28 protein-coding genes (1 of these 28 only partly in view) are annotated in these 22,500 nt (G+C 69.3%); 9 read left to right on the top strand and 19 right to left on the bottom strand.

Features of this window, described 5'->3' with window-relative positions:
- The 3 genes from E5F05_RS07130 to E5F05_RS07120 all read left to right on the top strand — a co-directional run.
- Positions 1–510: the 3' portion of a carbonic anhydrase gene (locus E5F05_RS07130; RefSeq protein ID WP_129117930.1), read on the top strand. It extends 210 nt beyond the left edge of the window; only the last 510 of its 720 coding nucleotides appear in the window; its start codon lies off the left edge, out of view; its stop codon occupies positions 508–510.
- A gap of 3 nt (positions 511–513) precedes the next feature.
- Complete coding sequence (locus tag E5F05_RS07125) at positions 514–1,104, top strand: GNAT family N-acetyltransferase (RefSeq protein ID WP_241687077.1); 591 nt, start codon at positions 514–516, stop codon at positions 1,102–1,104.
- A 480-nt stretch (positions 1,105–1,584) separates the two neighbouring features.
- A complete protein-coding gene (locus tag E5F05_RS07120) occupies positions 1,585–2,319 on the top strand; it encodes a YebC/PmpR family DNA-binding transcriptional regulator (RefSeq protein ID WP_129117929.1) in 735 nt (244 codons plus the stop codon).
- Between the two features lie 74 nt (positions 2,320–2,393).
- On the opposite strand, the gene E5F05_RS07115 is transcribed toward E5F05_RS07120, so the two are convergent.
- Positions 2,394–3,905 carry an amidohydrolase gene (locus E5F05_RS07115; RefSeq protein WP_129117928.1) on the bottom strand — a complete coding sequence of 504 codons (1,512 nt, stop codon included), beginning with the start codon at positions 3,903–3,905 and terminating at the stop codon, positions 2,394–2,396.
- A gap of 76 nt (positions 3,906–3,981) precedes the next feature.
- Between E5F05_RS07115 and E5F05_RS07110 the strand changes: the two genes are divergently transcribed.
- Entirely contained in the window at positions 3,982–5,016 is a 1,035-nt protein-coding gene (locus E5F05_RS07110; RefSeq protein ID WP_129117927.1) for an AfsR/SARP family transcriptional regulator, read from the top strand.
- Positions 5,017–5,114: 98 nt separating this feature from the next.
- Complete coding sequence (locus tag E5F05_RS07105; RefSeq protein ID WP_129117926.1) at positions 5,115–5,657, top strand: hypothetical protein; 543 nt, start codon at positions 5,115–5,117, stop codon at positions 5,655–5,657.
- Positions 5,658–5,767: 110 nt separating this feature from the next.
- Here the strand turns inward: E5F05_RS07105 and E5F05_RS07100 are convergent, their stop codons facing one another.
- Together E5F05_RS07100 and E5F05_RS21275 are read right to left on the bottom strand one after the other, a co-directional pair.
- The gene (locus E5F05_RS07100) at positions 5,768–5,974 is read right to left on the bottom strand and encodes an AAC(3) family N-acetyltransferase (protein WP_129117925.1); all 207 of its coding nucleotides are present in this window, start codon (positions 5,972–5,974) and stop codon (positions 5,768–5,770) included.
- On the bottom strand, positions 5,923–6,084 hold the full coding sequence (locus E5F05_RS21275; protein WP_164973380.1) for a hypothetical protein: 162 nt from the start codon (positions 6,082–6,084) through the stop codon (positions 5,923–5,925). The genes E5F05_RS07100 and E5F05_RS21275 overlap by 52 nt, the downstream gene beginning before the upstream one ends.
- A gap of 109 nt (positions 6,085–6,193) precedes the next feature.
- On the opposite strand from E5F05_RS21275, the gene alaS reads away from it, so the two are divergent.
- Entirely contained in the window at positions 6,194–8,869 is a 2,676-nt protein-coding gene (gene alaS / locus E5F05_RS07095; protein WP_129117924.1) for an alanine--tRNA ligase, read from the top strand.
- A 54-nt stretch (positions 8,870–8,923) separates the two neighbouring features.
- On the opposite strand, the gene E5F05_RS07090 is transcribed toward alaS, so the two are convergent.
- The 7 genes from E5F05_RS07090 to E5F05_RS07060 form a co-directional block, all read right to left on the bottom strand.
- Positions 8,924–9,229, bottom strand: coding sequence for a putative quinol monooxygenase (locus E5F05_RS07090; RefSeq protein WP_129117923.1), 306 nt, complete (start codon positions 9,227–9,229; stop codon positions 8,924–8,926).
- A gap of 123 nt (positions 9,230–9,352) precedes the next feature.
- Positions 9,353–9,832: a MerR family transcriptional regulator gene (locus E5F05_RS07085; protein WP_129117922.1), complete on the bottom strand. Its 480-nt coding sequence runs from the start codon at positions 9,830–9,832 to the stop codon at positions 9,353–9,355.
- 10 nt (positions 9,833–9,842) lie between these two features.
- Complete coding sequence (locus E5F05_RS07080; RefSeq protein WP_129117921.1) at positions 9,843–11,060, bottom strand: MFS transporter; 1,218 nt, start codon at positions 11,058–11,060, stop codon at positions 9,843–9,845.
- A 456-nt stretch (positions 11,061–11,516) separates the two neighbouring features.
- Positions 11,517–11,876: an MmcQ/YjbR family DNA-binding protein gene (locus E5F05_RS07075; RefSeq protein WP_129117920.1), complete on the bottom strand. Its 360-nt coding sequence runs from the start codon at positions 11,874–11,876 to the stop codon at positions 11,517–11,519.
- Between the two features lie 66 nt (positions 11,877–11,942).
- A complete protein-coding gene (locus E5F05_RS07070) occupies positions 11,943–12,188 on the bottom strand; it encodes a hypothetical protein (protein ID WP_129117919.1) in 246 nt (81 codons plus the stop codon).
- 59 nt (positions 12,189–12,247) lie between these two features.
- The gene (locus E5F05_RS07065; RefSeq protein ID WP_129117918.1) at positions 12,248–12,649 is read right to left on the bottom strand and encodes a hypothetical protein; all 402 of its coding nucleotides are present in this window, start codon (positions 12,647–12,649) and stop codon (positions 12,248–12,250) included.
- A 117-nt stretch (positions 12,650–12,766) separates the two neighbouring features.
- Entirely contained in the window at positions 12,767–13,627 is an 861-nt protein-coding gene (locus E5F05_RS07060; protein WP_129117917.1) for a sulfurtransferase, read from the bottom strand.
- Between the two features lie 118 nt (positions 13,628–13,745).
- Here E5F05_RS07060 and E5F05_RS07055 point away from each other — a divergent pair, with 118 nt between their 5' ends.
- Positions 13,746–14,192, top strand: coding sequence for a SufE family protein (locus E5F05_RS07055; RefSeq protein WP_129117916.1), 447 nt, complete (start codon positions 13,746–13,748; stop codon positions 14,190–14,192).
- A gap of 81 nt (positions 14,193–14,273) precedes the next feature.
- On the opposite strand, the gene rdgB is transcribed toward E5F05_RS07055, so the two are convergent.
- From rdgB to E5F05_RS07010, 9 genes are all read right to left on the bottom strand, one after another.
- Complete coding sequence (rdgB, locus tag E5F05_RS07050; protein WP_129117966.1) at positions 14,274–14,873, bottom strand: RdgB/HAM1 family non-canonical purine NTP pyrophosphatase; 600 nt, start codon at positions 14,871–14,873, stop codon at positions 14,274–14,276.
- A 73-nt stretch (positions 14,874–14,946) separates the two neighbouring features.
- Positions 14,947–15,648: a hypothetical protein gene (locus tag E5F05_RS07045; RefSeq protein ID WP_129117915.1), complete on the bottom strand. Its 702-nt coding sequence runs from the start codon at positions 15,646–15,648 to the stop codon at positions 14,947–14,949.
- Between the two features lie 105 nt (positions 15,649–15,753).
- The gene (locus E5F05_RS07040; protein WP_129117914.1) at positions 15,754–16,686 is read right to left on the bottom strand and encodes a magnesium transporter CorA family protein; all 933 of its coding nucleotides are present in this window, start codon (positions 16,684–16,686) and stop codon (positions 15,754–15,756) included.
- A gap of 264 nt (positions 16,687–16,950) precedes the next feature.
- A complete protein-coding gene (locus tag E5F05_RS07035; RefSeq protein WP_129117913.1) occupies positions 16,951–17,187 on the bottom strand; it encodes a ferredoxin in 237 nt (78 codons plus the stop codon).
- A gap of 108 nt (positions 17,188–17,295) precedes the next feature.
- Entirely contained in the window at positions 17,296–18,084 is a 789-nt protein-coding gene (locus tag E5F05_RS07030) for an NTP transferase domain-containing protein (RefSeq protein ID WP_129117912.1), read from the bottom strand.
- Positions 18,081–19,502 carry a sensor histidine kinase gene (locus E5F05_RS07025; protein WP_129117911.1) on the bottom strand — a complete coding sequence of 474 codons (1,422 nt, stop codon included), beginning with the start codon at positions 19,500–19,502 and terminating at the stop codon, positions 18,081–18,083. The genes E5F05_RS07030 and E5F05_RS07025 overlap by 4 nt, the downstream gene beginning before the upstream one ends.
- Complete coding sequence (locus tag E5F05_RS07020; RefSeq protein WP_206732991.1) at positions 19,492–20,058, bottom strand: GNAT family N-acetyltransferase; 567 nt, start codon at positions 20,056–20,058, stop codon at positions 19,492–19,494. The genes E5F05_RS07025 and E5F05_RS07020 overlap by 11 nt, the downstream gene beginning before the upstream one ends.
- Before the next feature lie 8 nt (positions 20,059–20,066).
- Positions 20,067–20,729 (bottom strand): response regulator transcription factor, encoded by a 663-nt coding sequence (locus E5F05_RS07015; protein WP_129117909.1) that lies wholly within the window; start codon positions 20,727–20,729, stop codon positions 20,067–20,069.
- A gap of 33 nt (positions 20,730–20,762) precedes the next feature.
- Entirely contained in the window at positions 20,763–21,125 is a 363-nt protein-coding gene (locus E5F05_RS07010) for a YkvA family protein (RefSeq protein ID WP_129117908.1), read from the bottom strand.
- Between the two features lie 725 nt (positions 21,126–21,850).
- On the opposite strand from E5F05_RS07010, the gene rplU reads away from it, so the two are divergent.
- Both rplU and rpmA read left to right on the top strand, forming a co-directional pair.
- Complete coding sequence (rplU, locus tag E5F05_RS07005) at positions 21,851–22,150, top strand: 50S ribosomal protein L21 (protein WP_129117907.1); 300 nt, start codon at positions 21,851–21,853, stop codon at positions 22,148–22,150.
- A gap of 17 nt (positions 22,151–22,167) precedes the next feature.
- Positions 22,168–22,443: a 50S ribosomal protein L27 gene (rpmA, locus tag E5F05_RS07000; RefSeq protein ID WP_129117906.1), complete on the top strand. Its 276-nt coding sequence runs from the start codon at positions 22,168–22,170 to the stop codon at positions 22,441–22,443.
- Positions 22,444–22,500: the final 57 nt, after the last annotated feature.

The following is a 22,500-nucleotide window of genomic DNA, read 5'->3' as shown; positions in this document are numbered from 1 at the left end:
CAGATCATGGGCCAGACGCCCTTCGCGGCGGTGCTGGCGTGCAGTGACAGCCGCGTGCCGGTGGAGATCGTGTTCGATCAGGGCCTGGGCGACCTGTTCGTGGTGCGCGTGGCGGGCAACGTGGTGGGCGAGTCGGTCCTGGGCACGCTGGAATACGCCACCGAGCACCTCACCGTGCGCCTGATCGTGGTGATGGGCCACGAGGGCTGCGGGGCCGTCGCCGCCGCGCTGCTCCCCGAAGAACAGCTTGAGCGCGAACCCGAGAGCCTGCGCCACCTGATCGCCCGCATCCAGCCCTGCGTGAAGACCCTCCCCCCCATCCGCGACAAGAAAGCCCGGATGCGCGAGGCAGTTCTCAACAATGTGCGCTGTCAGGTCCACGACCTGCGCCAGCAACCCGTGATCCAGGCCGCCGAGGCACGCGGCCAGATTCGCGTGATCGGCGCCTTCTACGAGATCGGCTCAGGCGCGGTGGACTTTCTGATTGAGGAAGAAGACCTGCGGCCCTGATGCGTGCATCTGTGGAAGCACCTCATCCCGTCATGCTGGGGCGAGCGGGTGATCCTGGCGCGGCTGCGGCGCGAGGACATTCCCGAGATCACCCGCTACTTTCAGAACCTCGAACTCACCACCTATCTGGGCGGTTCCGGCGTGTCCTACAGCCTGGAGGACGAGCAGGCGTACTTCGAGAGCGTCAGCCGGAGCAGCGCCGCCCAGGTCACGTTCGGGGTTTACGAGCGTGAAAGCGGGCGGGTGATCGGCGGCATCGACCTGCGCGACATCAACCACCGTCACGGCACCGCCGAACTCGGCGTGAGCATCCACGACCCGGCCTGCTGGAGCGGCGGCTTCGGCTCGGAAGCCACCCGGCTGATGGTGCAGTACGGCGTGTTTCACCTGGGCCTGCACAACATTCTGCTCAGGGTGTTCGCCTTCAACACCCGCGCCATCCGCGCTTACGAGAAAGTCGGCTTTCAGGTCTGCGGGCGGCGGACGGGGACCGTGCGGCTGGGGGACCAGCGGTACGACACGATCTTTATGGAGATCACGGCGGACCGGGTGGACACGTCGGCCCTGGAGGCGCAGATCACGCTGCTGGAGTGACGGCAAGAAAAAACCGCCCGGCGGGGGCGGTCGGCGTGTCAGCAGGGAGGACCAGGGGCTTTCACCCAGTCAGAGGCTTAGTGGCCCCTGTGGACCTGCTCCCAAACAAAGAGGAAAACGCTCCAGACGAGAGACGCGAGGCCGATGAAATCCCGCCACGTCCAGGGACGTTTTGATTTCTTCTTCAGCTTGCGTTTCGGCTTGGGGCGTCTTTTGGTATGCTGTGTTTGCGGCATAGCATCACCGGGCCGGACCACCCTCTGATCCAGGGCGTCCGGCCCCCCTCTCTATAAGCACTGGCTTTCCTTGCAAGAGGTGAGGTCGTGGGCTAACGTGACGCCCCGGTCGGTTCCCTTGCTGTCATGCTTCCCGCCCGTCACCGGACACACGGAGTCTACCGGATGCGGCGCGGTAGAATACTCGTGTCACGCGCCCCCGGCTTCCCAGCGGGCGCGGTTTTAGGGTAAGGAGACACTGAACATGGCCGGTCACAGCAAGTGGGCGCAGATCAAGCGCAAGAAGGGTGCGAACGACAAGAAGCGGAGTGCGATCTACTCCAAGCACATCCGCGCGATTCAGGCGGCGGTCAGGAGTGGCGGGAGCGGTGACCCGGCGGGGAACCTCGCTCTCAAGAACGCCATCGCGGCGGCGAAGGCCGACACCGTGCCCGCCGACAATATCGAGAACGCGATCAAGCGCGCGGTGGGTGCGGCGGAAGGTGCGGCCGACTACAAGGAAGTGACCTACGAGGGCTACGGCCCCGGCGGCACGGCGATCTTCATCGAGACGCTGACCGACAACGTGAACCGCACGGTGGCGGACATCCGCGCGGTCTTCAACAAGCGCGGCGGTGCGCTGGGCACCAGCGGCAGCGTGGCCTGGCAGTTCGAGAAAAAGGGCGTGATCCTGCTCCCCGACGCCTCCGAGGCGGCGCAGGAAGCGGCCATCGAACACGGCGCGGAAGACTTTCAGGAGTCGGAAGACGGCCTGGAGATCAGCACCGCGCCGAACGACCTGTATGCCGTGCAGGACGCCCTCACGGGGGCGGGCTTCAAGCCCGAGAGCGGCCAGATCACCATGATCCCCAGCAACACGGTGGCCGTGAATGGTGACGACGCCCGCAAGCTGATGGCGCTGGTGGACGCCCTGGAAGACCTGGACGACGTGCAGAACGTGTACACGAACGCGGATTTGCCGGAGGAAGTGGAAGCTTAACCGGGAGTAAAGCAGCGGGCAGAGAGTCAGCCAAGACCTCTGCCCTCGCTCTTTTGCCCTCTGTGGACGCAGCCCTACAGCACCAGCGCCCGCGCGTTCCCGCCCACCCGGTCCCAGAGGGTGAACGCCGCCCGCGCGCCGGGGCGGATGATGCCCTCGTCGTCCCACCCGGCGGCCAGGGCGGGACCGCGCGTATGCGCCCAGAGAACCTCTTCCTCGGTCAGCGCCTCGTGCGGGGCGAGGGGGTGTCCCTCGTCGTCGCGGCGGGTCAGGGCAGCGGCGAAGTTGGCGCGGTACTCGGGGGGCGCGACCGGGGCATCGGAACCGAACGCGAGGATGGCCCCGGCCTCCTTCAGGGAGCGGAAGGCGTAGCTGGTGTCCGCGAGGTGCGGCATCAACTCGCGGATCATGGCCCCATCGGCCTGAAGGTGGATGGGCTGCACGCTCGCGGTGAGGCCCCGGAAGCGGGGGATGTCCTCGGGGCGGAGGTGTTGGGCGTGTTCGATCCGCAGGCGCACGCCCTTCTCGGCGGCCAGGGGGCGCAGGGCATCGTAGGCGTCCAGCACCTCGGTGCTCGCCCGGTCACCGATGGCGTGGGTGACGGGCGTGAGGCCCAGCCGCAGCGCCTCGGCGCCCCGTTCGCGGATCAGGTCGGGGGAGTCGAGGGACATCCCGCTGCCGCTGCCGTCCGCGAAGCCGGGCGCATGTAGCCAGGACGTGCGGCTGCCCAGGGCACCATCGGCAAAAAACTTGACGCCGCCCCACTGGAAGAGGCCGCCGGGATTGAGGGCGAGGCCCAGCTCGCGGGCACGTTCGAGGCGTTCGTGGGGGAGGGTTGCCCAGACACGCAGCGGCAGTTCCTCCCGCGCCGCGAGCGTCTGGAGGGCGCGCGGCGCCTCGGGGGCTTCAAAGGCCATCGTGTGCGCGCTGACGTAGCCCCGCGCGGCGAGGTCGTCGGCCCCCGCCCTGGCCGCCGCCAGATACTCGGCCTCGCTGGGGGCGGGGATCACGCGCGTCACCAGCCCGCTGGCCCCTTCCAGCAGCGTGCCCAGGGGACGGACGATCTTCCCACCCTCGGGGTCGGGCGTGGCCTCCGTCACCCCGGCCAGCCGCAGCGCCAGCGAGTTGGCCCAGCTCAGGTGCATGTCGCGGGAGTACAGCAGGACCGGGTGGTGCGGGCTGACCTCGTCCAGCAGGGCGGCGGTGGGGTACGCGCTCAGGCCCAGCTCGCTGAGCAGGAAACCCCCACCGCGAATCCACGTTCCGGGCGGCGTGTTCATGGCCCGCTGCGCCACCTTCGCCTGCACCTCGGTCACGCTGCGCGCCCCATGCAGGTTGAGCTCCGAGAGCGAGAACCCGTAGGCGACGAGGTGGATGTGGGCCTCGGCCAGCCCCGGCGTGAGGATCAGGTCGCGGTGGTCGAGCACCCGGGCGCGCGGGGCCAGGGCGGCCACCTCCTCCCGCGTGCCCACGGCCAGCACCCGCCCGCCGCCGACCAGCACCGCCTCGGCCTGGGGGTGAGCATCGTCGAGGGTGCGGGTGGTCGCGTGAATCACGGTGAGCTGGGAGCTGGAGTGTGGCGTCATGGTCCCAGCCTAGCGGAGCCGGGAAGGACGGTGAAATTTCGTATCGCCGCTCCTGACCCGGCTGCTAGACTGCCCCATGCCGCGCATCCTCGTGGTGGACGACGACGCCGCCATCCTCAAACTCATCAGCGTGATCCTGACGCGGGCCGGGCACGAGGTCCGCACCAGCGGGCACCCGCTGGAGGCGCTCGATCTGCTCCAGGTCTTCACGCCCGACCTGCTGATCAGCGACGTGGTGATGCCCTACATGACCGGGCTGGAATTTCTGGAAAAGGTGCGTGAACACGAGAAACTGAGCGCCCTGCCCTTCATGCTGCTGTCCAGCCACGCCGAGCGCGACGACGTGCGGCGCGGCATGAACCTGGGTGCGGACGATTATGTGCCCAAGCCCTTCACGCCGCAGGACCTGACGACCGCCGTGGACGCCCGCCTGCGCCGCGCAGGGCTGACCCGCCAGGGTGAGAGCGGTATGGCAGTGCGGGGCCTGGGGACCGCGCAGGTCGTCTGGAAGGGCATGCCGGTTTCGTGGGTGTCGCGCAAGGCGCTGGAGCTGTTCTTCTACCTGCTGGAGCACAAGGAGGTCACCTCCTGGGAGGCCGCCGAGGCGCTGTGGCCGGAAAAGGACGAGGCGCGCGCCAGCAGCCTCTTTCACACCACCCTGCACCGGCTGCGGCGCAGCCTCAGCAACGAGGCGGTGGTCAGCACCAACCGCCGCTACGCGCTGGCGCCGGACCTGCACCCCGACTATGACGTGACCCGCTTCGAGCTGCTCGCCGCGCAGGCCGAACAGGGCAGCCTGGGCCTGGAGGAACTGCGCGAGCTGAGCGGCCTGTATGGCCACTTTCTGCCCGGCGCGGACAGCCCCTGGGTGGACGACGTCCGCACCCGTCTGGAGCAAAAGCAACTGGGCGTGCTGGGCCTCGCCGCGCAGGCCGCCACCCAGGCGGGCCGCGCCCGCGACGCTGCGGCGTTCCACCAGCGGGCCCTGGCCATCGACCCCCTCAGCGAACCCGACTGGCAGGGCCTGGCCCGCGCGCTGGGCACCATCGGTGATCCCCGCGCCCGCCTCGCCGCGCAGCGGGAAGCGTGGTGGGCGGTGGACCTGCACTGACGGCGGCCCTTTCCCCTTTCGGCCCCACCCCCTGATCCGCAACGCCGGTTGGTACACCTCTCATCTCTCCCGGGTGCCCCCGCCCCAGACTGCCAGGCATGAAACACCTTCTCTTTCCCAGCAAGGAACAGGCCGACGCTTTCATCGAGGACCTCCGCGCGCAGGGCCTGATCCAGCCGGACATCGGTCACATGCCGCTGAACCGGCGTACGGCGATGGCCGAGGCGAACACCACGACCACCACCACCACGGGCACCGGCTACGCAGCAGACGACACCGCTGACGATGCCGCCGAGGGGGCCGTCGAGGGTACTGGAGTCGGGGCCGCTGTCGGGGCCGTCGCGGGCGCGGTGGCGACCGTGGCGACCGGTGGGCTGGCCGCCGTCCCGATCCTGCTGGGCATGACGGCGCTGGGCGCGGGCGTCGGTGCGGGCGTGGGGGCCATCGGCGGGGCCGAGGGCGCGAACGAGACGGGCGGCTACATCGGCGCCCCGAGTGGGGACAGCTACCTGGACGACGACCGCTATGACCGCCTGAACAGCGGTGTGGAGGGCGGCGGCCGTGCGGTTGCGGTCGAGGACAACGTCCCGGCGGACGCGGTGGAAGCGGCGGCGGCACGACACGGCGGGCAGTTCGTCTGAGGAACGGCCCCTTTCACTGAGGCAAGGCTGCGGCTTTGCCTCTTTTCGTTGGGGCACTCAGGGGGCTTGCCAGAACCGCACGGCAAGATCCACCAGGTCCCGCTGCCGCATCAGCCGCGCCCTGCGGAACCGACCCGCCCCACCGTCACGCCACCGCTCGCTTCAAAGGCCGCCTTGACGGGCGGAAAAGTGCTGTCGTCGTAGTCCGGTTCCTCGAACGTCACCCCCTGCCGCTCGCCAGTCACAAGGACGGGCGCACTCTGCCTCACCGTGCCCCGCAGCAGCACCCGCGCGCCCAGGTCGTACAGGCGGGCCAATGGACCAGCAGCGTCTCCCCCGCCCCGATCCCCAGGGCGCGCAGGTTGGCGGAGAGGCTCTCGCGGGTGCGCGGGGCGTCCGCGTGGGCAATAGCGTCGGCTTCGGGCATCCATTGCAGAGTACGGGCGTGGAACCGGGGGAACAATCGGCCAGGTGGCGCACGGCCAAGCGTGTCAGCGGCAGATTCGCCCCTTCGGCCCGCTGCTAGACTCTCCCCCATGACCGGGCCGCTGACCACCGCCGAGATTCGCGAGAAGTACCTCTCCTTCTTCGAGAGCAAGGGGCACCTGCGCCTCCCCAGCCACTCCCTGATCGCCCCCGACCCCACCACGCTCTTCACGGTGGCGGGGATGCAGCCCTTCAAGCCGCAGTTCATGGGCGCGCCCGCCCAGTTTCCGGGGTACGGCGAGAACAGGCGCGTCACCACCGCGCAGAAGTGCCTGCGCGTCGGGGACATCGAGAACGTGGGGCGCACGCTGCGGCACTGCTCGCTGCTGGAGATGCTGGGCAACTTCTCCTTCGGGGACTACTTCAAGCGCGAATCGCTGACCTGGGCCTGGGAGTTCCTGACCAGCCCCGAGTGGATGGGTCTGGACCCCGCCAAGCTCTACGCGACCATCTATCAGGACGACGAGGAAGCCTTCCGGGTCTGGACGCAGGAGATCGGCCTCCCGGAAGACCACATCCTGCGTTTCGGCGCCGACGAGAACTTCTGGCCCGCCGACGCGCCCAAGGAAGGCCCCAACGGGCCGTGCGGCCCCTGCTCCGAGATTTTCTATGACCGCGGGCCGAAGTACGGCGACGACACCTGGGCCGACTACGCCGAGACGCGCGAGAGCGCCCGCTTCCTCGAAATCTGGAACAACGTGTTCCCGCAGTACGACCGCCAGGACCCCCTACCCGACGGGACGCCCGTGCTGGCGGACCTGCCCTTCAAGAACATCGACACCGGGATGGGCCTGGAGCGCATCGCCACCGTCGTGCAGGACGTGTACGACTTTTACAGCAATGACGTGTTCGCGCCGATCATCGCGCGGGTCGCGGAACTCAGCGGCAAGCCCTACGAGGGGCCGCAGAGCCTCTCGCACCGCGTCGTGGCCGAACACATCCGCAGCGTCAGCATGACCGTCGCGGACGGCGTGGCCCTGTCCAACACCGGGCGCGGCTACGTGATCCGCAAGATTCTGCGCCGCGCGAGCCGTCACGCCTACCTGCTGGGCCTGCGCGAGCCGACCCTCTACAAGCTGGTGCCGCTGGTGGTGCAGGCGATGGGCGGCGCGTACCCCGAACTGGTGACCGAGGAGGCGCGCGTGACGGCGGCCATCCGCGCCGAGGAGGAGCGGTTCCTCAAGACGCTTGAAAGCGGGATGCAGCGCATCGGCGGGCTGCTGGACGGAATGGAACGGGGCGCGATCCTGCCCGGCGAGGAAGCCTTCCTCCTCTACGACACCTACGGCTTTCCGCTCGACCTCACCAAGGAAATTGCCGAGGAATACGGCATCAGCGTGAACGAGGCCGAGTACGCCGAGAGCCTGGAGAAAGCGCAGGAGACGGCCCGCGCCTCCAGCAAGTACGGCAAGTCCGAACTGTTCGGCGGAACCCAGGAGGCGCTCGAAGGCCTCTCCCCCACCCAGTTTGTCGGCTACGACGAGCTGGAGGCGCGGGGCGAGGTGCTGGCGCTGGTCGGCCCCGGCGAACGGCTGGACCACCTACCCGCGGGCAGCGAGGCGACCGTGGTGCTGTCGCGCACGCCCTTCTATGCGGAAGGCGGCGGCGAGGTCGGGGATACCGGCGTGCTGGAGTGGGACGGCGGGCGCGGGCTGGTCCGCGACACCCGCAAGACCCCGTCGGGCGTCTTCCTGCACGACGTGCTGGTGGAGGAAGGCGAACTGACCCCCGGCCTGACCGTGCGCGGCGTGGTGTCGGGCGAGCGGCAGGCCACCCAGCGGCACCACACGGCGACGCACCTGCTGCACGCGGCGCTGCGCGCGGTGCTGGGGCCGGGCGTGCGGCAGGCGGGGTCGCTGGTCGCGCCCGAGCGGTTGCGCTTCGACTTCTCGCACGGGGCGGCCCTGACGGCGGACGAAATCGAGCAGGTCGAACGCCTGGTGAGCCGCTGGGTGACGGCCAACTTCCCGGTGACCTGGCGCGAGATGCCCATCGCGGAGGCGAAGGCGGCGGGCGCGACAGCCCTCTTCGGGGAGAAATACGGCGACACCGTGCGCGTGGTGCGGGTGGAGGGGGGCATTCCCTTCGGTGAAGCGACGGTGACGAGCATGGAACTCTGCGGTGGGGCGCACGTGGCCCGCACCGGTGACATCGGCGCCTTCGTGATCGTGTCCGACGAGAACGTGGCGGCGGGCGTGCGGCGCATCGAGGCGCTGGCGGGCGAAGCGGCGACCACCTGGGTCCGCGAGCGTCTGAACAACGTGGGCCGCGTGGCGGGCCTGCTGAACACCAGCCCGGACGCCCTGGAAACGCGCGTGATCGGCCTTCAGACGCAGCTCAAGGCCGCGCAGCAGGAGACGGCGCAGGCCCGGCGGCAACTGGCCGAAGCGCAGATGGGCGGGGGCAGCAGCGCGCAGCAGGTGCGCGAACTGGGCGGCTTCAAGGTGGCGGTGCTGAAGCTCTCCGGCATCGAGGGGGGCGAACTGCGCGGGGCCGCCGACAGGCTGCTCGACCAGAGCGGCGCCGACCTCGCGGTGATCGCCAGCGACAAGGGTCTGGTCGTGAAGGCCACGAAGGACGCCGTCAGCCGGGGCGCGCACGCCGGGCAACTCGTCGGCAAGCTGGCAGCGGCGGGCGGTGGCAAGGGCGGCGGACGGCCCGACATGGCCCAGGCGGGAATTCAGAACCCGGAGGCGGCACTAGGGGCGCTGGACACGGCGTTCTGAGCAGGGGCAGGCACGGAGGGCTGGGGGACGTGTACGCCGCGTCCCCCAGCCCTTTCACAGTTCGATGGGGCCGTGTTCGCTGACCGCGTAGCGGGTCACGACGGGAGGCCGGGTCAGCAGCGGGCCGAGGCGTTCGAGCGTGGCGGCGAGGGCGGGGGCGCTCAGGTGCGCCTCCAGGCTGGCATCGTCGGCCCACTCCTCGAAGCCCCGGATGTGCGCGGGGTCCTCCAGCGCGGCGGCGAACACGTAGCTCAGGCAGCCGCCCTCGATGAGGGCGTGCGCCTGGAGGTCCAGCAGGATGGTGCGGGCCTCGTCCAGACGGTCAGGATTCAGGTGCGCGTCACTGGTCACGGCGATCATGCGAAACCTCCGGGCAGGTGGCGGATGGGGGCCAGCAGGGTCAGCGTACACCCGCGTTCCCTTGCCGCGGCTGCCTCCTCGTCATCAACGGCCGACGAGGCCTCACGGTCCAGACGGCCAGCGTCACCTGGGTGGGTCCGCCTCGCGCAGCAGGTCCCCGACCCGGGCGCCGGAGAGCCGCCGCCGCACGTAGGTCAGGTCGCGTTCCAGGTCGCGGCGCAGGGCGCGGGCGTCACGCAGTTCGCGTTCGGCGGCCGTGATCCGTTGGGTCAACACCTCCAGTTGCCCGCTCAGGTCGGCTTCGAGGGCTCGCAGGGCTTCCGGCGTCAGCACCTGCCGCCCTTCCGGGTCGCGTTCCTGGGGCTGCGTGAAGGTGGCGCGGATCGTCTCCAGGCTGAGGCCCAGCGCCCGCATCCGCCGCACACGCTCCAACCGCTCCACGTCGGCCTCGGAGTACAGGCGATAGCGGCTGCCGCTGCGCTGGGGCGTGACCAGGCCCAGTTCCTCGTAATACTTCAGCGTCCGCAGCGTGAGGCCCAGCCGCGCGGCGACCTCGCCCACCCGGTAGCGGGGGGTAGCGTCGGGGACGGCTGGGCCGGTCATCCCCGGCAGTTTAATGGACGTGCGGGTCACTGGCCCGCGCCGCATCGATGGACCGGGCCGCGAAGGCCATGATCAGCACGGCCACCGCCACCGCGACGGCTCCGAAGGCGTAGGGAACGGGAGCGCCCAGGTGTTCGGCCACGAACCCGCTCGCCACGGGCGCGGCGGCGGCCCCCAGCCAGCGCAGGAAGTTGTAGGCGCTGGTGGCGGTGGGCCGGGGCAGGTGACCGACCTCGACACTCAGGGTGGTCAGCAGGGCGTTCATCAGGCCGAAGAGGACACCGCTCAGGACCACCAGCGCGACCTTCACACCTGCCGCCAGCGGCGCGAAGCCCAGCAGCACGAACAGCAGGGTCAGGCCCGCCAGCGCCAGCGTCACGATCCGGCTGGCCCGCAGGTGGCGCAACAGCCGTTCGACCAGCACGGTGCTCCCCAGACCCAGCAGCACGCCCCAGCCGAAGAAGGTCAGGCCCAGCCCCAGGGTGCTCAGGTGCAGAAACAGCGGCGTGTACCCCAGCAGCAGGAAGAACCCGAAGTAGTACAGCAGGCCGGTGACGCCCACCGCGAGAAAGGCCGGGTGGCGGTACGCGCGGAACACGTCCCCGACCGGGCGCGGCGGGTCCTGGCTTTCCGGCACGCGCACGAAGGCAGCGACGGCAGCCAGCGCCAGCAGCATCAGCGCGGCGGCGCCCAGGAAGGGAAAGCGCCAGCCGTGGCTGCCCAGCACGCCGCCCAGCAGCGGCCCCATGCTCATGCCCAGGCCGATGGCCGCCTCGTAGCGCATGATGGCTTTCTCGGCGTGACCGATCAGCGCCAGCAGCAGCACCAGGGCGGTCGGCGTGAAGAGGGCGCTCCCCAGCCCCCAGCCGCCCCGGAACACCGCCAGCGCGGGAATGCTGCCGCTGAGGCCGCAGGCGAGGGCAAACAGGGCGATCAACCCCAGGCCGATCAGCGCCACGCGGCGGCGGCCCAGGCGCGTCCCGATGTTCCCGGCGAACAGCGTCATCACGGCCATCACGCCCAGGTAGGTGGTAAAGAGCAGTTCGACCTGCGTCGGCGTGGCGCCCAACTGGTGACCGATCTCCGGCAGGATAGGGTCCACCACACCGATCCCCATAAAGGCGATCAGGCAGGCCGCCGTGATCGCCCAGGCGGCGACACTCCGGCGCGCGGAATGTGCCGGGTCCGTATTCGTGGCAACAGGCGTGAGAGAGGAAGAGGCAGACATAAACCTAAACGTACACGTACAGGTTAGAGAAAACAGTGACCTCCCTTCCCTGTTGTCACCCTCTCTGAGACAGAGAGAGAGGGCCTCTCGCGGCAGCAGGTCGGTAACCCAGGCCCGGCGCGCCGATCTACGTTGGGCGAGCAAACAGCCGCAACAGGCTGAACCGTCTTTCGGTGCTGGCAAGCTCCCTCCACGTCCCACCCTTCCAGCGGCGTGACCGTGAAGCCCGCACGGGGAAACACCGATACGAACGTCTCCAGCGTGTACAGCGCCCGGTAAGCCGGGACAGGACGTTGAACGTCCGGCACGGCCACACGCGACCGGCCCCCGCTTCCGGGGCGCGAAGTCCAACCCACAGGCCCACACACTGCCGCACAAGCGAAGGAGGCCGGGCCGATGAGATTCAGGTCTTCCGCTGTTCGCCTGCACCTGGGCTGATTCGGAGGAGCCCCGTCCTCACGCCTGCCCCAGTTCTGCCCGCTGCGTCCGCGTCAGGCCACGGACCACCAGCGCATGGCTGTCCACCAGCAGCTCATGCAGCAGAGTGTCCGGTACCGAGCCGTCCAGCGTGACCGTTACCCAGTGGCGCTTGTTGAGGTGATAGCCGGGCATGATGGCGGGGTACGCGCCGCGCAGTTCCTCGCCGCGCTCCGGGCGCACCTTCAGGCTCAGCGTCACGGGGTCGCCGGTGATGTTCGTGAGGGCGTACATCTTCCCCCCGACCTTGAAGACGAGCGTCGCAGCGTCAAAGGGAAAGGTTTCAGACGACCCCGGCAGGGCCGCACAGGCCACGCGCACCTCAGCGATGGAATGCATGGGGAGAGTATGGCGAAGGCGCCGAGCCGGGGAGGCAGCATCGGCCGGAGCCTTCCCCTACTGAACTCACTCTCCCCGCAAGCCCAGCAGGTCCAGTTCCCACATGAGCTGCCCGTACAGTTCCCCGGTCAGGCCCGGTTCCGCCGCCGCAAGCTGGGGCAGCTCCTCCAACGTGTCGCAGAACAGATCGCGCACGCCGTCCCGCGTCATCAGACGGAGGCACGCACGGCCCCCCTCCACGATGTCCACCCGGACGCCGCCTTCTGCGCTCGGGATGTTGAAGACCGCTCTTCTGACCTCTCCCCTGTCCATGTCCACAGCCTGCCAACAGGCCGGAAGCGTCCTCCTTCCAGCCTTCCCCGCCCCTGCGCCTAGCTTTTTTCTCCGAAACTCCAGATTTCGAGGTCGTCGACGGCCTCGCCCACCTTGCGGAGCTGAGCGAGGTCTTCTGCCCTGGCCGGTCCCTGCTGCGCTTTGGGTTCGGCCCCCACCGCTGCGGCCATCACATCCTCGGGAACGGCGGCGAACATATGGGCGAGCTGCTTCGGCGTGGCGTCCAGCAGGGCGTCGGACAGCACCTCGTCGGGCACGGCCTGGGAGACACGGGCACGCGCGGCGGCGACAGCTGCCGGGTCAATGTCCGGCCGGGCGGCCGTCTCCTCGTCCAGCCCGGCGGTGCCCGGTGGCCTGGGGCTGCCACTGGCACTTTTCTTCAGCCTCAGAAGCAGGGCCGCGACCACCAGCACAACGAGAATGACGATGAAGAGCTTCACCGCTCCACCTTAAAGGCAGGAGGCCCCTTTGCGCTTCCCCTGACCGGAGGAGAAGAAGTGAAGAACCCCACGAAAAAGGGCAGAGAGCGTCAGCCCTCTGCCCTCCACGCTGCGCCGTCAGGCTTCCTGGTACGTCTTCTCAATCGGCATCCCCACCGCGTTGCCCCATTCGGTCCACGAGCCGTCGTAGTTGCGGACCTTCGGGTACCCCAGCAGCTCGCGCAGCACGAACCAGCTATGGCTGCTGCGTTCGGCGATGCGGCAGTAGGCGATCACGTCCTTGTCGGGGGTCACGCCCTCGCCCGCGTACAGGTCGCGCAGTTCGTCGGCGCTCTTGAAGGTGCCGTCCTCGTTGGTGGCGCGTGCCCAGGGGATGTTGCGGGCGCCGGGGATATGGCCGCCGCGGAGCACGCCTTCCTGCGGGTAGTTGGGCATGTGGGTGACCTTGCCGGAGAACTCGTCGGGGCTGCGGACATCCACCATCGCGCCCTGACCCGCGCGGACGGCCTCAATGTGCGCCTTCACCTCGTCGCGGTAGGCGCGCAGGCTCTCGTCGCGGTGCAGGGGCGGGTACTGGGTGGGTTCGTAACTGGGCACGTCGGTGGTGAGTTCGCGGCCTTCCGCGACCCACTTCTGGCGGCCCCCGTTCATCAGCTTGAGGTTCTGCACCCCGTTGTAGCTGAGGAACCAGTAGGCGTAGGCGGCCCACCAGTTGCTCTTGTCGCCGTACAGGACGATGGTGTCGTCCGGCGTAAGGCCCAGGCGCCCCAGCAGTGCCGAGAGTTCGTCCGCGCTGATGAATTCGCGCATCACCGGGTCCCAGAAGTCCTGCTGCCAGTCGATCTTGACCGCGCCGGGGATGTGGCCGGTGTCGTAGAGCAGGATGTCCTCGTCCACCTCGATCAGGCGGATACCGGGGGTGTTCAGGTTCTGGGCCACCCAGTCGGTGCTGACCAGCACGTCTTTCGCGTATTCCATGCTTGCTGCCTCCTCGTTTCCAAAGCCGATTGTACCCAAGCCGGTCTTTCATTGACCAAAAAGGTCAACTGGACAGGGCTTACCATAGCCCCTCCGGCACCGGGGGTACAGTGGCCGCATGACGGACGCCGCGCCCCTCCCCGAAAAACTCCAGAACATCGTGACCATGTTCCGGAGCGCGCCCAAGCCGCTGCGCCTCCAGGCCCTGCTGGAATACAGCCGCAAGCTGCCGCCGCTGCCCGAGAAGTACGTGGAGCATCCCGAATTCCTCCAGCCGGTGCCCGAATGCGCCAGCCCCTTCTTCCTGGTCACGGAACAGAACGATCAGGGCGGCGTGAACCTGCACTTCAAGGTGCCGGAGGAGGCGCCCACTGTGCGCGGCTACGCGGGCATCCTGCGCGAGGCCCTGAACGGCGAGTCGCCCGAGACGATCCTGAACGTCCCCGACCAGTTCTACATGGACATGGGCCTCTCGGAACTGATCACGCCGATGCGCCTGCGGGGCATGGGCGCCATCCTGATGCGGCTGAAGAACGACGTGCGGGAGCACGCTCAGGGCGTGTAGCTCGTAGCGTGTGGCTTGTAGACAAAGCCAAAGCCCCGGCTTCAGCCTTCACAGGCGACAGGCCACACGCCACAAGCCCCCTCACTCCCCCCCTGCCTCTTCCCGCGCGGGCGGCCCGTTCCGGTGGGCCTCTATCAGCGCCGCCAGCGCCCGTCCCCGGTGGCTGATCGCGCGTTTTTCCGCCACCGTCATCTCGGCCAGGGTGCGGGTTTCGCCGTCGGGGACGAAGAGGGGATCGTAGCCGAAGCCGTTGTCGCCGCGGGGGCCTTCCAGCAGCGTGCCGGTCAGCTCGCCCCGGTAGGTTTCCAGATGGCCGTCGGGATAGGCGAGGATCACCACCGACACGAACCTGGCGCGGCGGTCGGCGGCGCCGCGCAGTTTTTCCAGCAGGTAGAGGTTCCGCTCGGTATCGCTGGCGCGGTTGCCGAAGCGGGCGCTGTAGACGCCGGGTTGCCCATTCAGAGCGGACACTTCCAGGCCCGAATCGTCGGCCAGGGCGGGGAGGCCCCGGGTCACCGCCGCCGCGCAGGCCTTGAGAGCCGCGTTCTCCTCGTAGGTGGTACCGGTTTCCTCGGGCAGCGGCAGGCCGCCCAGGCCCTCCAGTTGCCAGCCCAGGCCGCCCAACGCCTCCGCGATCTCGCGGACCTTTCCGGCGTTTCCGGTCGCCACGACCACCCGCATTCCGTTCTCGCCTGTTTCCGCGTTCCTCGTCACCCGCCGAGTGTAGGGGAGGCGCAAGGCTTCCGCGTGAGGGTCACGCCGTTTGGGGGGTGCCCAGGGGGGGGTCCGCCCGCACCCGCCAGTGCGCCTCGCCCTCGCGCTTCTCGAAAAGCGCCACCGAGCGGTAGGTCTGCGCGTGGTGGGAGGCGGTCAGGGCCTCCAGCCGGGCACGCAGGCCCGCCGGATCGGGGCCGCCGTAGGGCTGCACCAGCGTGAAGTGCGGCTGCCACGAATCCAGGCCGCGTGGGGTGTGCAGGAGCCGCATCCGGGCCTGCTCGAAGGGCCGCGCGTACTTCCCCGCCGCCACCTGCGCGTCAAAAGGCGAGGCGGTCACGAAGCGGGCGAGGCGCGCGAGCAGCAGCGTGTGCAGCACCAGCAGCGTGTCGTTCGCGTCCAGCCGATGCACCCAGGTTTCCCCGTCGTCCCAGGCCTCGACCCGCCCGCCCGTCAGCGTGAGGACCGCGCCGGGCGTCAGGCAGGCGACACAGGCCCGCACCTCCGCCTCGACCTCGGGCCACCAGGCCGGGTCGGTATAGAACCCCTCCACGACCGTCAGATGCAGGCCATACGGCCCCGCGTCCGCCTGCCATTCGGGGCGCAGGAAGGCGGGCAGCGGCACCTCACGCCCCACACGCACGTCGAAGCCGAGCAACTGGCCGCCCAGCTCGTAGTACGGGTCGCCCGCCGGGGGGCAGAGGTAGACGCCGAAACGGGTGCCGGAACGGGGATCAGTCATGGTTAGCCTGTGGCTCGTGGCCTGTTGCCCGTGGAGAAAGACATGCGGAAGCAGAAGCGAAAGCATCAGCCGCTACAAGCCACAAGCGACGCGCCACAAGCCCCCTCAAAACACCCGCCAGCGGTAAAACAGCAGTGCCAGCGTGGCCGCCAGAATCGTGGCGATCCCCAGCACGATCCACAGACCCTCCGGGCTGTCGTGGAAAGGCAGCGGCACGTTCATCCCGAAGATGCTGGTGACCAGCGTGGGAATCGCCACCAGAATCGTCGTGACGGTCAGCACCTTCACCACCTGATTGACGTTGTTGTTGATGACGGAGGCGAAGGCGGCGGCCATGCTGGTCAGGATGTTGCTGGCGATGTTCGCCATCTCGATGGCCTGGAGGTTCTCGATCAGCACGTCGTCGAGCAGGTCCGAGTCCTCCTCGTACATCTCGAAGATGCGGTCGCGTTTGACGCGCTCCATCATCGCCTCGTTGGCCTTGAGGCCGGTGATGAAGTACACCAGGCTCTTTTCGAGCTTGAGGAGGTCCATCAGTTCCTTGTTGCGGGTGGCCGTCTCCATGCGGTCCTCGATGCGTTCCACCCGCTTGTTGATCTGCCGCACGTCGATCAGAAACCGCTGGGCATTGCGGAGGAAGAGCTGGAGGGTCAGGCGGTTTTTCTTGGCGGTTGAAACGCGCCGGACCATCCCGTTCACCACGTCGTTCACCACCGGGTTCTCGGTCGCGCAGACGGTCACGAGGCAGTGGTCGGTGTGCAGGATGCCCAGCGGCACCGTGTCGTAGGGGATGTCGCTGTCCTCGCCCAGCCGGTAGCTGGTCTGCATGATGATCAGCAGTTGCCCGTCCTCGCGCTCGAAACGTGAGCGTTCGTCGGGGTCGAGGGGATAACTCAGGTAGTCGAGGTCGAGGCCGGTGTCGCGGCTCACGCGGGCGAGTTCCTCGGCGGTGGGGGCGGTGGCGTTGATCCAGCAGCCGTCGGCGTAGCCGCCGATCACCTGAAGCTTCCCGCCGACGCTGCGGTAGTACGTCAGCATGGCCGCGCCCCCCTAGTCTTGATGTTGTGCATGGTGCGTCCTCCGGTGGTGGGATGGCGTGGGGGCCAAACTGGGCGGGTCAAGGTCGGCCTGGGGTTCGGGATTCACGTCATCACCTCCTTTCCTGGGACACACGGGGCCTGGTTCTCACTGTCTGGGCGCACAGGCGCCAGCCCCGCCATGCTAGCGGCGAGTCGGGAGCGCGGCAAGGGACCAAAGAAAATCGCCCCGGCACTGAGCCGGGGACGGGAGGGCGGGGCCGCTTTACAGCCCAAAGAAGGCGCGGTTCTTGACGATGAAGTCTTCCTCGCCCGCGGGCACGTCCTCTTCGGGAAAGATCGCGCTGACCGGGCAGGCGGGCACGCAGGCGCCGCAGTCGATGCACTCGTCGGGGTGGATCACGAACTGGTCGCCGCCGTCGTAGATGCACTCCACGGGGCAGACTTCGGTGCAGGCCTGGTCCTTGACACCGATGCAGGGGCTGGTGATGACATGAGGCATGGCGCACAGTATGCACACCCCCCTGGGGCGTGACAAGGCCGGACCTCTCATACCTTAGACAGGGTTTTACCCCTGTGGGCGGGTAAACTTCAGGTGACAGCGTCGGGATCAGGTGGGCACGTCCGCCTTCAGATGCGCCTCGGCCAGCCGCAGGTCGGCGTCCTTGTCCACATCGGTGCCGATGGCGGCGTGGCCGGTGATCAGGGCGCGGGCGGGCACGCCCAGGAGGGCACTCACCCGGTTTTCCAGTTCCCGGACGGTCAGGCGGCGTGTCAGCAGCTTCAGCAGGATGCCTGGCCCGATCAGCGCGGCGAGTTTCAGCGGCGCCTTGCGGGCCGCCAGCACCGCGCGCAACCGGGGGAGGAACTGGCCGATCAGGCGCGGGTCGAGCAGAAAGATGTTCCCGCCGGTGAAGGTGCCCTCGCGCAGGCTGGCATAGGTGCGCTTCACACCGGGAAAGGCCCGCTCGCAGTCGCTCCGGCGCACCACCGGATAGACCAGGGCGGCCTCGGGGGGAGCAGCGTCCAGCACCTCCGCCAGTTGCCCCGGCGTGGCCAGAGGAATGTCGGCGGTGACCACCAGCACGCGCTCACCGGGCGCCAGGCCCGCCTCTGCCAGCGCCTCCACGCCCGCTTCCAGGTTGCTGAGCAGGGTGCCGTGGTCGGTCACACACTCGTCGATCAGAGCGTCCATCTCGGGGGTGGTCGGGCCGACGTAGGCGACGCGCGTCACGCGCCCGCTCGCGCGCAGGGCCCGCAGGACGTGCAGGGCCATCGGTACGCCGCCGACCGGAATCAGGGCCTTGACCGGGACGCCGTGCGCGGCCGCGAAGGGATCGCCGGGGTCGCCGCCGCCCAGCACGACCGCGCTCCATTGCCCGGCTGGAGGTTTTGTCATGCGGGAGAGCGTAGCACTTCGCCCGTGGGGGACCGGGCGGGCAGGTGCAGCGCAGCGGTGAAGCCCGCCCCGGGCGCACTCTCCAGCTTCAGGGTGCCGCCGTGCAGTTCCGCCGCCCGCCGCACCAGCGCGAGGCCGAGGCCGTGGCCGCCTGTTCCCCCCGTGCGGCTGGCATCCGGGCGGTAGAACGCTTCCCCCAGCCGGGCCAGCACGGCCGCGTCCACGCCGGGGCCGTCGTCGCGGACCTCCACCACCCCGCCTCCCGCCCCGTCCCCCCTGACCGTCACGGTGACGGTGGCACCGGGCGCGTGCAGCACCGCGTTCGCCGTCAGGTTCCAGATCGCCTGCCCCAGCAGCACCCGGTCACCCGCCACGTTCACCGGCTGCGGGGCGATCAGGTCCACGTCGGCCTCGGGGGCGAGTTCGCGCGCGCGGTCCACCGCGTCCGCCGCGAGGTCGCGCAGGGGCACGGCCTCCCACGCGAGGGCCGCCGGGTCGCGGGCGAGCAGCAGGAGATGGTTCGCCAAGTCCGAGAGCCGGGTGAGGTCCGTTCCGATCTCGCGCAGTTCGGCGCGGTACCGCCCCGCGTCGCGGTCGCGGGCGAGGGTCGCGTCCACCCGCGCCGTCAGGGCCGCGAGGGGACTGCGGAGGTCGTGCGCGGCGGCCCGCAGGAAGTCCTGCTCGCGGTCGCGGGCGTCGGCCAGCCGCGCGAACGTCTCCTGCAAGGTCAGGGCCAGCCGGGCGAGTTCGTCGCCCTCCCCCGCCCCCGGCACCGGCCGCCGCAGATGCCCGCCCGCCCCGATCTCCCGCGCCGCGCCCTCCAGCGTCCGCACCGGCGCGAGAAGCCGTCCCGCCACCGTCCACCCCAGCAGCAGCGACAGACCCAGCGCGAGGGGCAGCAGCCACGCCAGCGCCCGCCCGAAGGCCGCCTGCGCCTCACCCAGCGCCCGGGCGTCGGAGACGACGGTCAGCGCGGCGCGTCCGCCAGCCAGCACGCGCACGGCCACCAGGCGGTCGCCCTCGCGGTAGGTGCCGGGGGGCAGATTGAGCGGGATACCGTCAGGAAAACGCGGCGTGGGCAGGACCCGGACCTGTCCGCCCCCCACCGTCACCAGCCGCACGTCCAGTTGCCGCGTCTGCGGGTCGGCCCCCAGAATCGCTTCCAGGTCCGACGGCGCCAGCGTGCCCTGCACGCCCAGCAGCGCCGCCAGCAGATCGTCGCCCCGCCCGAGGGCCGACTCCACCCGCGCCTGCACCACCCCCACCGCCGAGGTCAGCCGGTCCCGCTGCGCCGCGAACAGGAAGCTGTTCACCGCGAAAAACAGCCCCGCCGCCACCAGTCCCACCGCCAGCGCCGTCGCCAGCGCGGCCCAGAGGGCGAGGCGGGCGCGGAGGGTGAGGGAGGGCCTAGTCAGCACCTTCCGCCCGCGCCTCTTCCCACTGCGTCCGGGTCAGGGCATATTCCACGTCGCCCTCCTCCGAACCCTCGATCACCTCGGGCCAGTCCTGAAAGAAAGTCCGCACGAACCCCAGCCCGGCCTTCTCCATCACCCGCCGCGAAGCCGCATTGACGGTCATGGTGAAGGCGGCGACGCGCTGTGCCCCGAGGTCGGCAAAGGCCCGGCGCACCAGGGCGCGTGCCCCCTCGGTCGCGTACCCCTGCCCCCAGGCGGACCGCCGCAGCCGGTAACCGAGTTCCAGACGGGTGAAGTCCTCCCCACTGACAGGTCGCAGGGCGAACCAGCCCAGGAACTCCCCCGTTGCCCTCTCCTCCGCGGCCCAGCGCCCGTAAGCCTCCCAGCGTCCATATTCCGCGAGGATGTTGGGCAGCACCTCCTCCCGCACCACCTCCCGCGGGGTGGGTCGTCCGCCATTCAGAAAGCGCATGACGGCGGGGTCGCGGTCGAGGTCCCACAGGCGATCCTCGTCGGCCTCGGTGAACCGCCGCAGCAGGAGGCGTTCCGTTTGCAGCACCACCGCCCTCACCGTTCCACCCGGTAGCCGCGCCCCCGCTCGCTGCTCACCGCTCCAGGCGCCAGCTTGCGGCGCAGGTAACGCACGTACACGTCCACGATGCGGGCCTCGCCGCCGAAATTCGGCCCCCACACGCGGTCGAGCAGTTCCTCGCGCGTGAACCAGCGGTCGGGCGAGAGGGCCAGGGCTTCCAGCAGGGCATACTCGCGGCCGGTCACGGCCACCTCCTGCCCGTCCCAGGTGACGGTGCGGGCCACCGTGTCGAGCGTGCCGCGTCCACCCCCAAAAGCCACGCGCGGCGCCCCCTGCCCCCGCTCGCGCCGGGTGAGGGCGCGCAGCGTCGCCAGCAGTTCCGGCACCGCGAAGGGTTTGACGAGATAGGCGTCCCCCCCCAGGTCGAGGCCCTGCACCCGGTCGCCCAACTCTCCGCGCGCGGTCAGGAACAGGATGGCGGCGTCCACCTCCGCCTCCCGCAGTTCCCGAGCCACCGCGAAGCCGTCCAGGCCCGGCAGCATCACGTCCAGCACGATCAGCGGATACTCACCCAGCAGGGCCTCCTCCAGCCCCGCAGGCCCGGTCTGCCGCCACGTCACCGCGTACCCCGCCTCGCGCAGCGCGCCCAGCGTGGGTTCCGCGATGCGCGGGTCGTCCTCGACGAACAGCAGCCGCATGGGGTCAGTCTAGAGGGTGCGGCGAACCGGAAGTTAACCGGCCAGCGCCCGCAGCACGCCCCAGGCGAGCAGGCCTGCGCCGAGCAGCAGCAACCCGCCCAGCAGCGGCAAGACCCAGGGCAACCGCCGTTGCAGCCCCGCACTCCGTGCCCGCGCGTCCGCCAGCACCGGAGCCGGGAGTCCCCGCGCCGCCAGCGCCAGAACGGTCGGCACGATCACGAGGTCGTCGCCCCACCCCACCACCGGAATCGCATCCGGCAGCAAATCCACCGGGCTCAGCGCGTAGGCCAGCGCCAGCAGGGCCAACCACCGCGCCCGCGCGGGCGTCCGACGGTCCCCCACCGCGAACAGCAGCGCCAGCGCGTCCCGCCAGAACATCCGGAGCCGAAGGATCACGCTGGGGAATACGGGAGGAAGGGGGCGGAGGTTCCCGGTGGGGCTGTGGAGGGCTTTCAGCGGTCAGCCGAGAGCTTGGGACTGAAGCGAACACTTCTGCTGGTCTGGTGGAAAGAACAGACTGGCATCTGGGACGTGATGAGAGGCAGAAAACTCCTCCAATGCGCCCGCCTCTTCAGCGCCCAAGCCTCAAGAGCTGACTACTTGGGACTGAGGCGATTGGGGAGAGGAAAGCGTGTAGGACACTGTTTTTGCTCCTCCCCCTTGAGGGGGGAGGCTGGGAGGGGGTGAACAGGCTTGGCATCCCAGCCCCACGTTTTCCCAACTCCCTCGATATTCCAAACCAGAGTTTTGCGTAAGTCCTGTGCTGAAGGCTGAAAGCTGACCGCTCCTCTGCTACACTTTCCCCGGCTGCGGGCAAATTGCCCGGCCCCGGAGGTCATCAGGAAAGCGGCTCGTCCACGCGGATGAGCAGGCGTGTACCGCGAGGACACGCGAGAAACCGCGAACGGCACATCACCGACCAAACACCCCGTCAACGCGGGGAGGTGATGCTCTGGCTCGTTCCGGTTTCTCCCCTGGGAGAGCAGTCCGGTTCGGGCACGTTCGCGTTTTGCCTGATCGCACGCCTTGTGCTAGGATTTTCCACTGGTGACTCGCCCCCGGGGGTGAGCTTGGCCTCTGCCGGGGCAGCGTTCCCTGGCAGCGTGGCAGGAGGATGTAGGATGTTTGCGATCATTCAGAGCGGCGGTAAGCAGTACCGCGTGCAGGAAGGCGACGTTGTGCGCGTCGAGAGCCTCCAGGGCGAAGCGGGCGACAAGCTCGAACTCAAGCCGATCCTGATCGGCGGCGGGCACACGCTGCTGGGCGACGAGGCCGCGCGCTTCACCGTGACCGCCGAGGTCGTGGAGCACGGCCTGGGCCAGAAGATTTACGTCCGCAAGTACAAGAGCGGCATCCAGTACCGCCGCCGCAACGGGCACCGTCAGCAGTACACGGCCATCCGTATCACGAGCATTGCCTGAGAGGGGTGAACTGAAACATGGCACACAAGAAAGGCGTAGGTTCGTCCAAGAACGGGCGTGACAGCAATCCCAAGTACCTGGGCGTGAAGAAGTTCGGCGGCGAGGCCGTCGTCGCCGGGAACATCCTGGTCCGCCAGCGCGGCACCAAGTTCAAGGCGGGCCAGGGCGTCGGCATGGGCCGCGACCACACCCTCTTCGCCCTGGTGGACGGCAAGGTCGTCTTCACCAACCGCGGCGAGCGGGGCCGCTTCATCAGCGTCGAGACGGTTCAGCCCGAAGTCGCCGCCGACTGAACACGGGGGAATCGAGGGGGGCCGGGCCTGCGGGTTCCGGCCTTTTTTACGGCCTGA

It is taken from the genome of Deinococcus metallilatus (assembly GCF_004758605.1).
Classification (GTDB): Bacteria; Deinococcota; Deinococci; order Deinococcales; family Deinococcaceae; genus Deinococcus; species Deinococcus metallilatus.
The sequence above is the reverse complement of the archived record's forward strand: the minus strand, read 5'-3'. Positions and strand labels throughout refer to the sequence as shown.

Bases quoted from the DNA above. Each gene is read 5' to 3' on its own strand.
- E5F05_RS07120 (WP_129117929.1), top strand. From the start codon at position 1,585: ATGGCCGGTCACAGCAAGTGGGCGCAGATCAAGCGCAAGAAGGGTGCG.
- E5F05_RS07115 (WP_129117928.1), bottom strand. From the start codon at position 3,905: ATGACGCCACACTCCAGCTCCCAGCTCACCGTGATTCACGCGACCACC.
- E5F05_RS07110 (WP_129117927.1), top strand. From the start codon at position 3,982: ATGCCGCGCATCCTCGTGGTGGACGACGACGCCGCCATCCTCAAACTC.
- E5F05_RS07105 (WP_129117926.1), top strand. From the start codon at position 5,115: ATGAAACACCTTCTCTTTCCCAGCAAGGAACAGGCCGACGCTTTCATC.
- E5F05_RS21275 (WP_164973380.1), bottom strand. From the start codon at position 6,084: ATGCCCGAAGCCGACGCTATTGCCCACGCGGACGCCCCGCGCACCCGC.
- alaS (WP_129117924.1), top strand. From the start codon at position 6,194: ATGACCGGGCCGCTGACCACCGCCGAGATTCGCGAGAAGTACCTCTCC.
- E5F05_RS07090 (WP_129117923.1), bottom strand. From the start codon at position 9,229: ATGATCGCCGTGACCAGTGACGCGCACCTGAATCCTGACCGTCTGGAC.
- E5F05_RS07085 (WP_129117922.1), bottom strand. From the start codon at position 9,832: ATGACCGGCCCAGCCGTCCCCGACGCTACCCCCCGCTACCGGGTGGGC.
- E5F05_RS07080 (WP_129117921.1), bottom strand. From the start codon at position 11,060: ATGTCTGCCTCTTCCTCTCTCACGCCTGTTGCCACGAATACGGACCCG.
- E5F05_RS07075 (WP_129117920.1), bottom strand. From the start codon at position 11,876: ATGCATTCCATCGCTGAGGTGCGCGTGGCCTGTGCGGCCCTGCCGGGG.
- E5F05_RS07070 (WP_129117919.1), bottom strand. From the start codon at position 12,188: ATGGACAGGGGAGAGGTCAGAAGAGCGGTCTTCAACATCCCGAGCGCA.
- E5F05_RS07060 (WP_129117917.1), bottom strand. From the start codon at position 13,627: ATGGAATACGCGAAAGACGTGCTGGTCAGCACCGACTGGGTGGCCCAG.
- E5F05_RS07055 (WP_129117916.1), top strand. From the start codon at position 13,746: ATGACGGACGCCGCGCCCCTCCCCGAAAAACTCCAGAACATCGTGACC.
- rdgB (WP_129117966.1), bottom strand. From the start codon at position 14,873: ATGCGGGTGGTCGTGGCGACCGGAAACGCCGGAAAGGTCCGCGAGATC.
- E5F05_RS07045 (WP_129117915.1), bottom strand. From the start codon at position 15,648: ATGACTGATCCCCGTTCCGGCACCCGTTTCGGCGTCTACCTCTGCCCC.
- E5F05_RS07040 (WP_129117914.1), bottom strand. From the start codon at position 16,686: ATGCTGACGTACTACCGCAGCGTCGGCGGGAAGCTTCAGGTGATCGGC.
- E5F05_RS07035 (WP_129117913.1), bottom strand. From the start codon at position 17,187: ATGCCTCATGTCATCACCAGCCCCTGCATCGGTGTCAAGGACCAGGCC.
- E5F05_RS07030 (WP_129117912.1), bottom strand. From the start codon at position 18,084: ATGACAAAACCTCCAGCCGGGCAATGGAGCGCGGTCGTGCTGGGCGGC.
- E5F05_RS07015 (WP_129117909.1), bottom strand. From the start codon at position 20,729: ATGCGGCTGCTGTTCGTCGAGGACGACCCGCGCATCGCGGAACCCACG.
- rplU (WP_129117907.1), top strand. From the start codon at position 21,851: ATGTTTGCGATCATTCAGAGCGGCGGTAAGCAGTACCGCGTGCAGGAA.
- rpmA (WP_129117906.1), top strand. From the start codon at position 22,168: ATGGCACACAAGAAAGGCGTAGGTTCGTCCAAGAACGGGCGTGACAGC.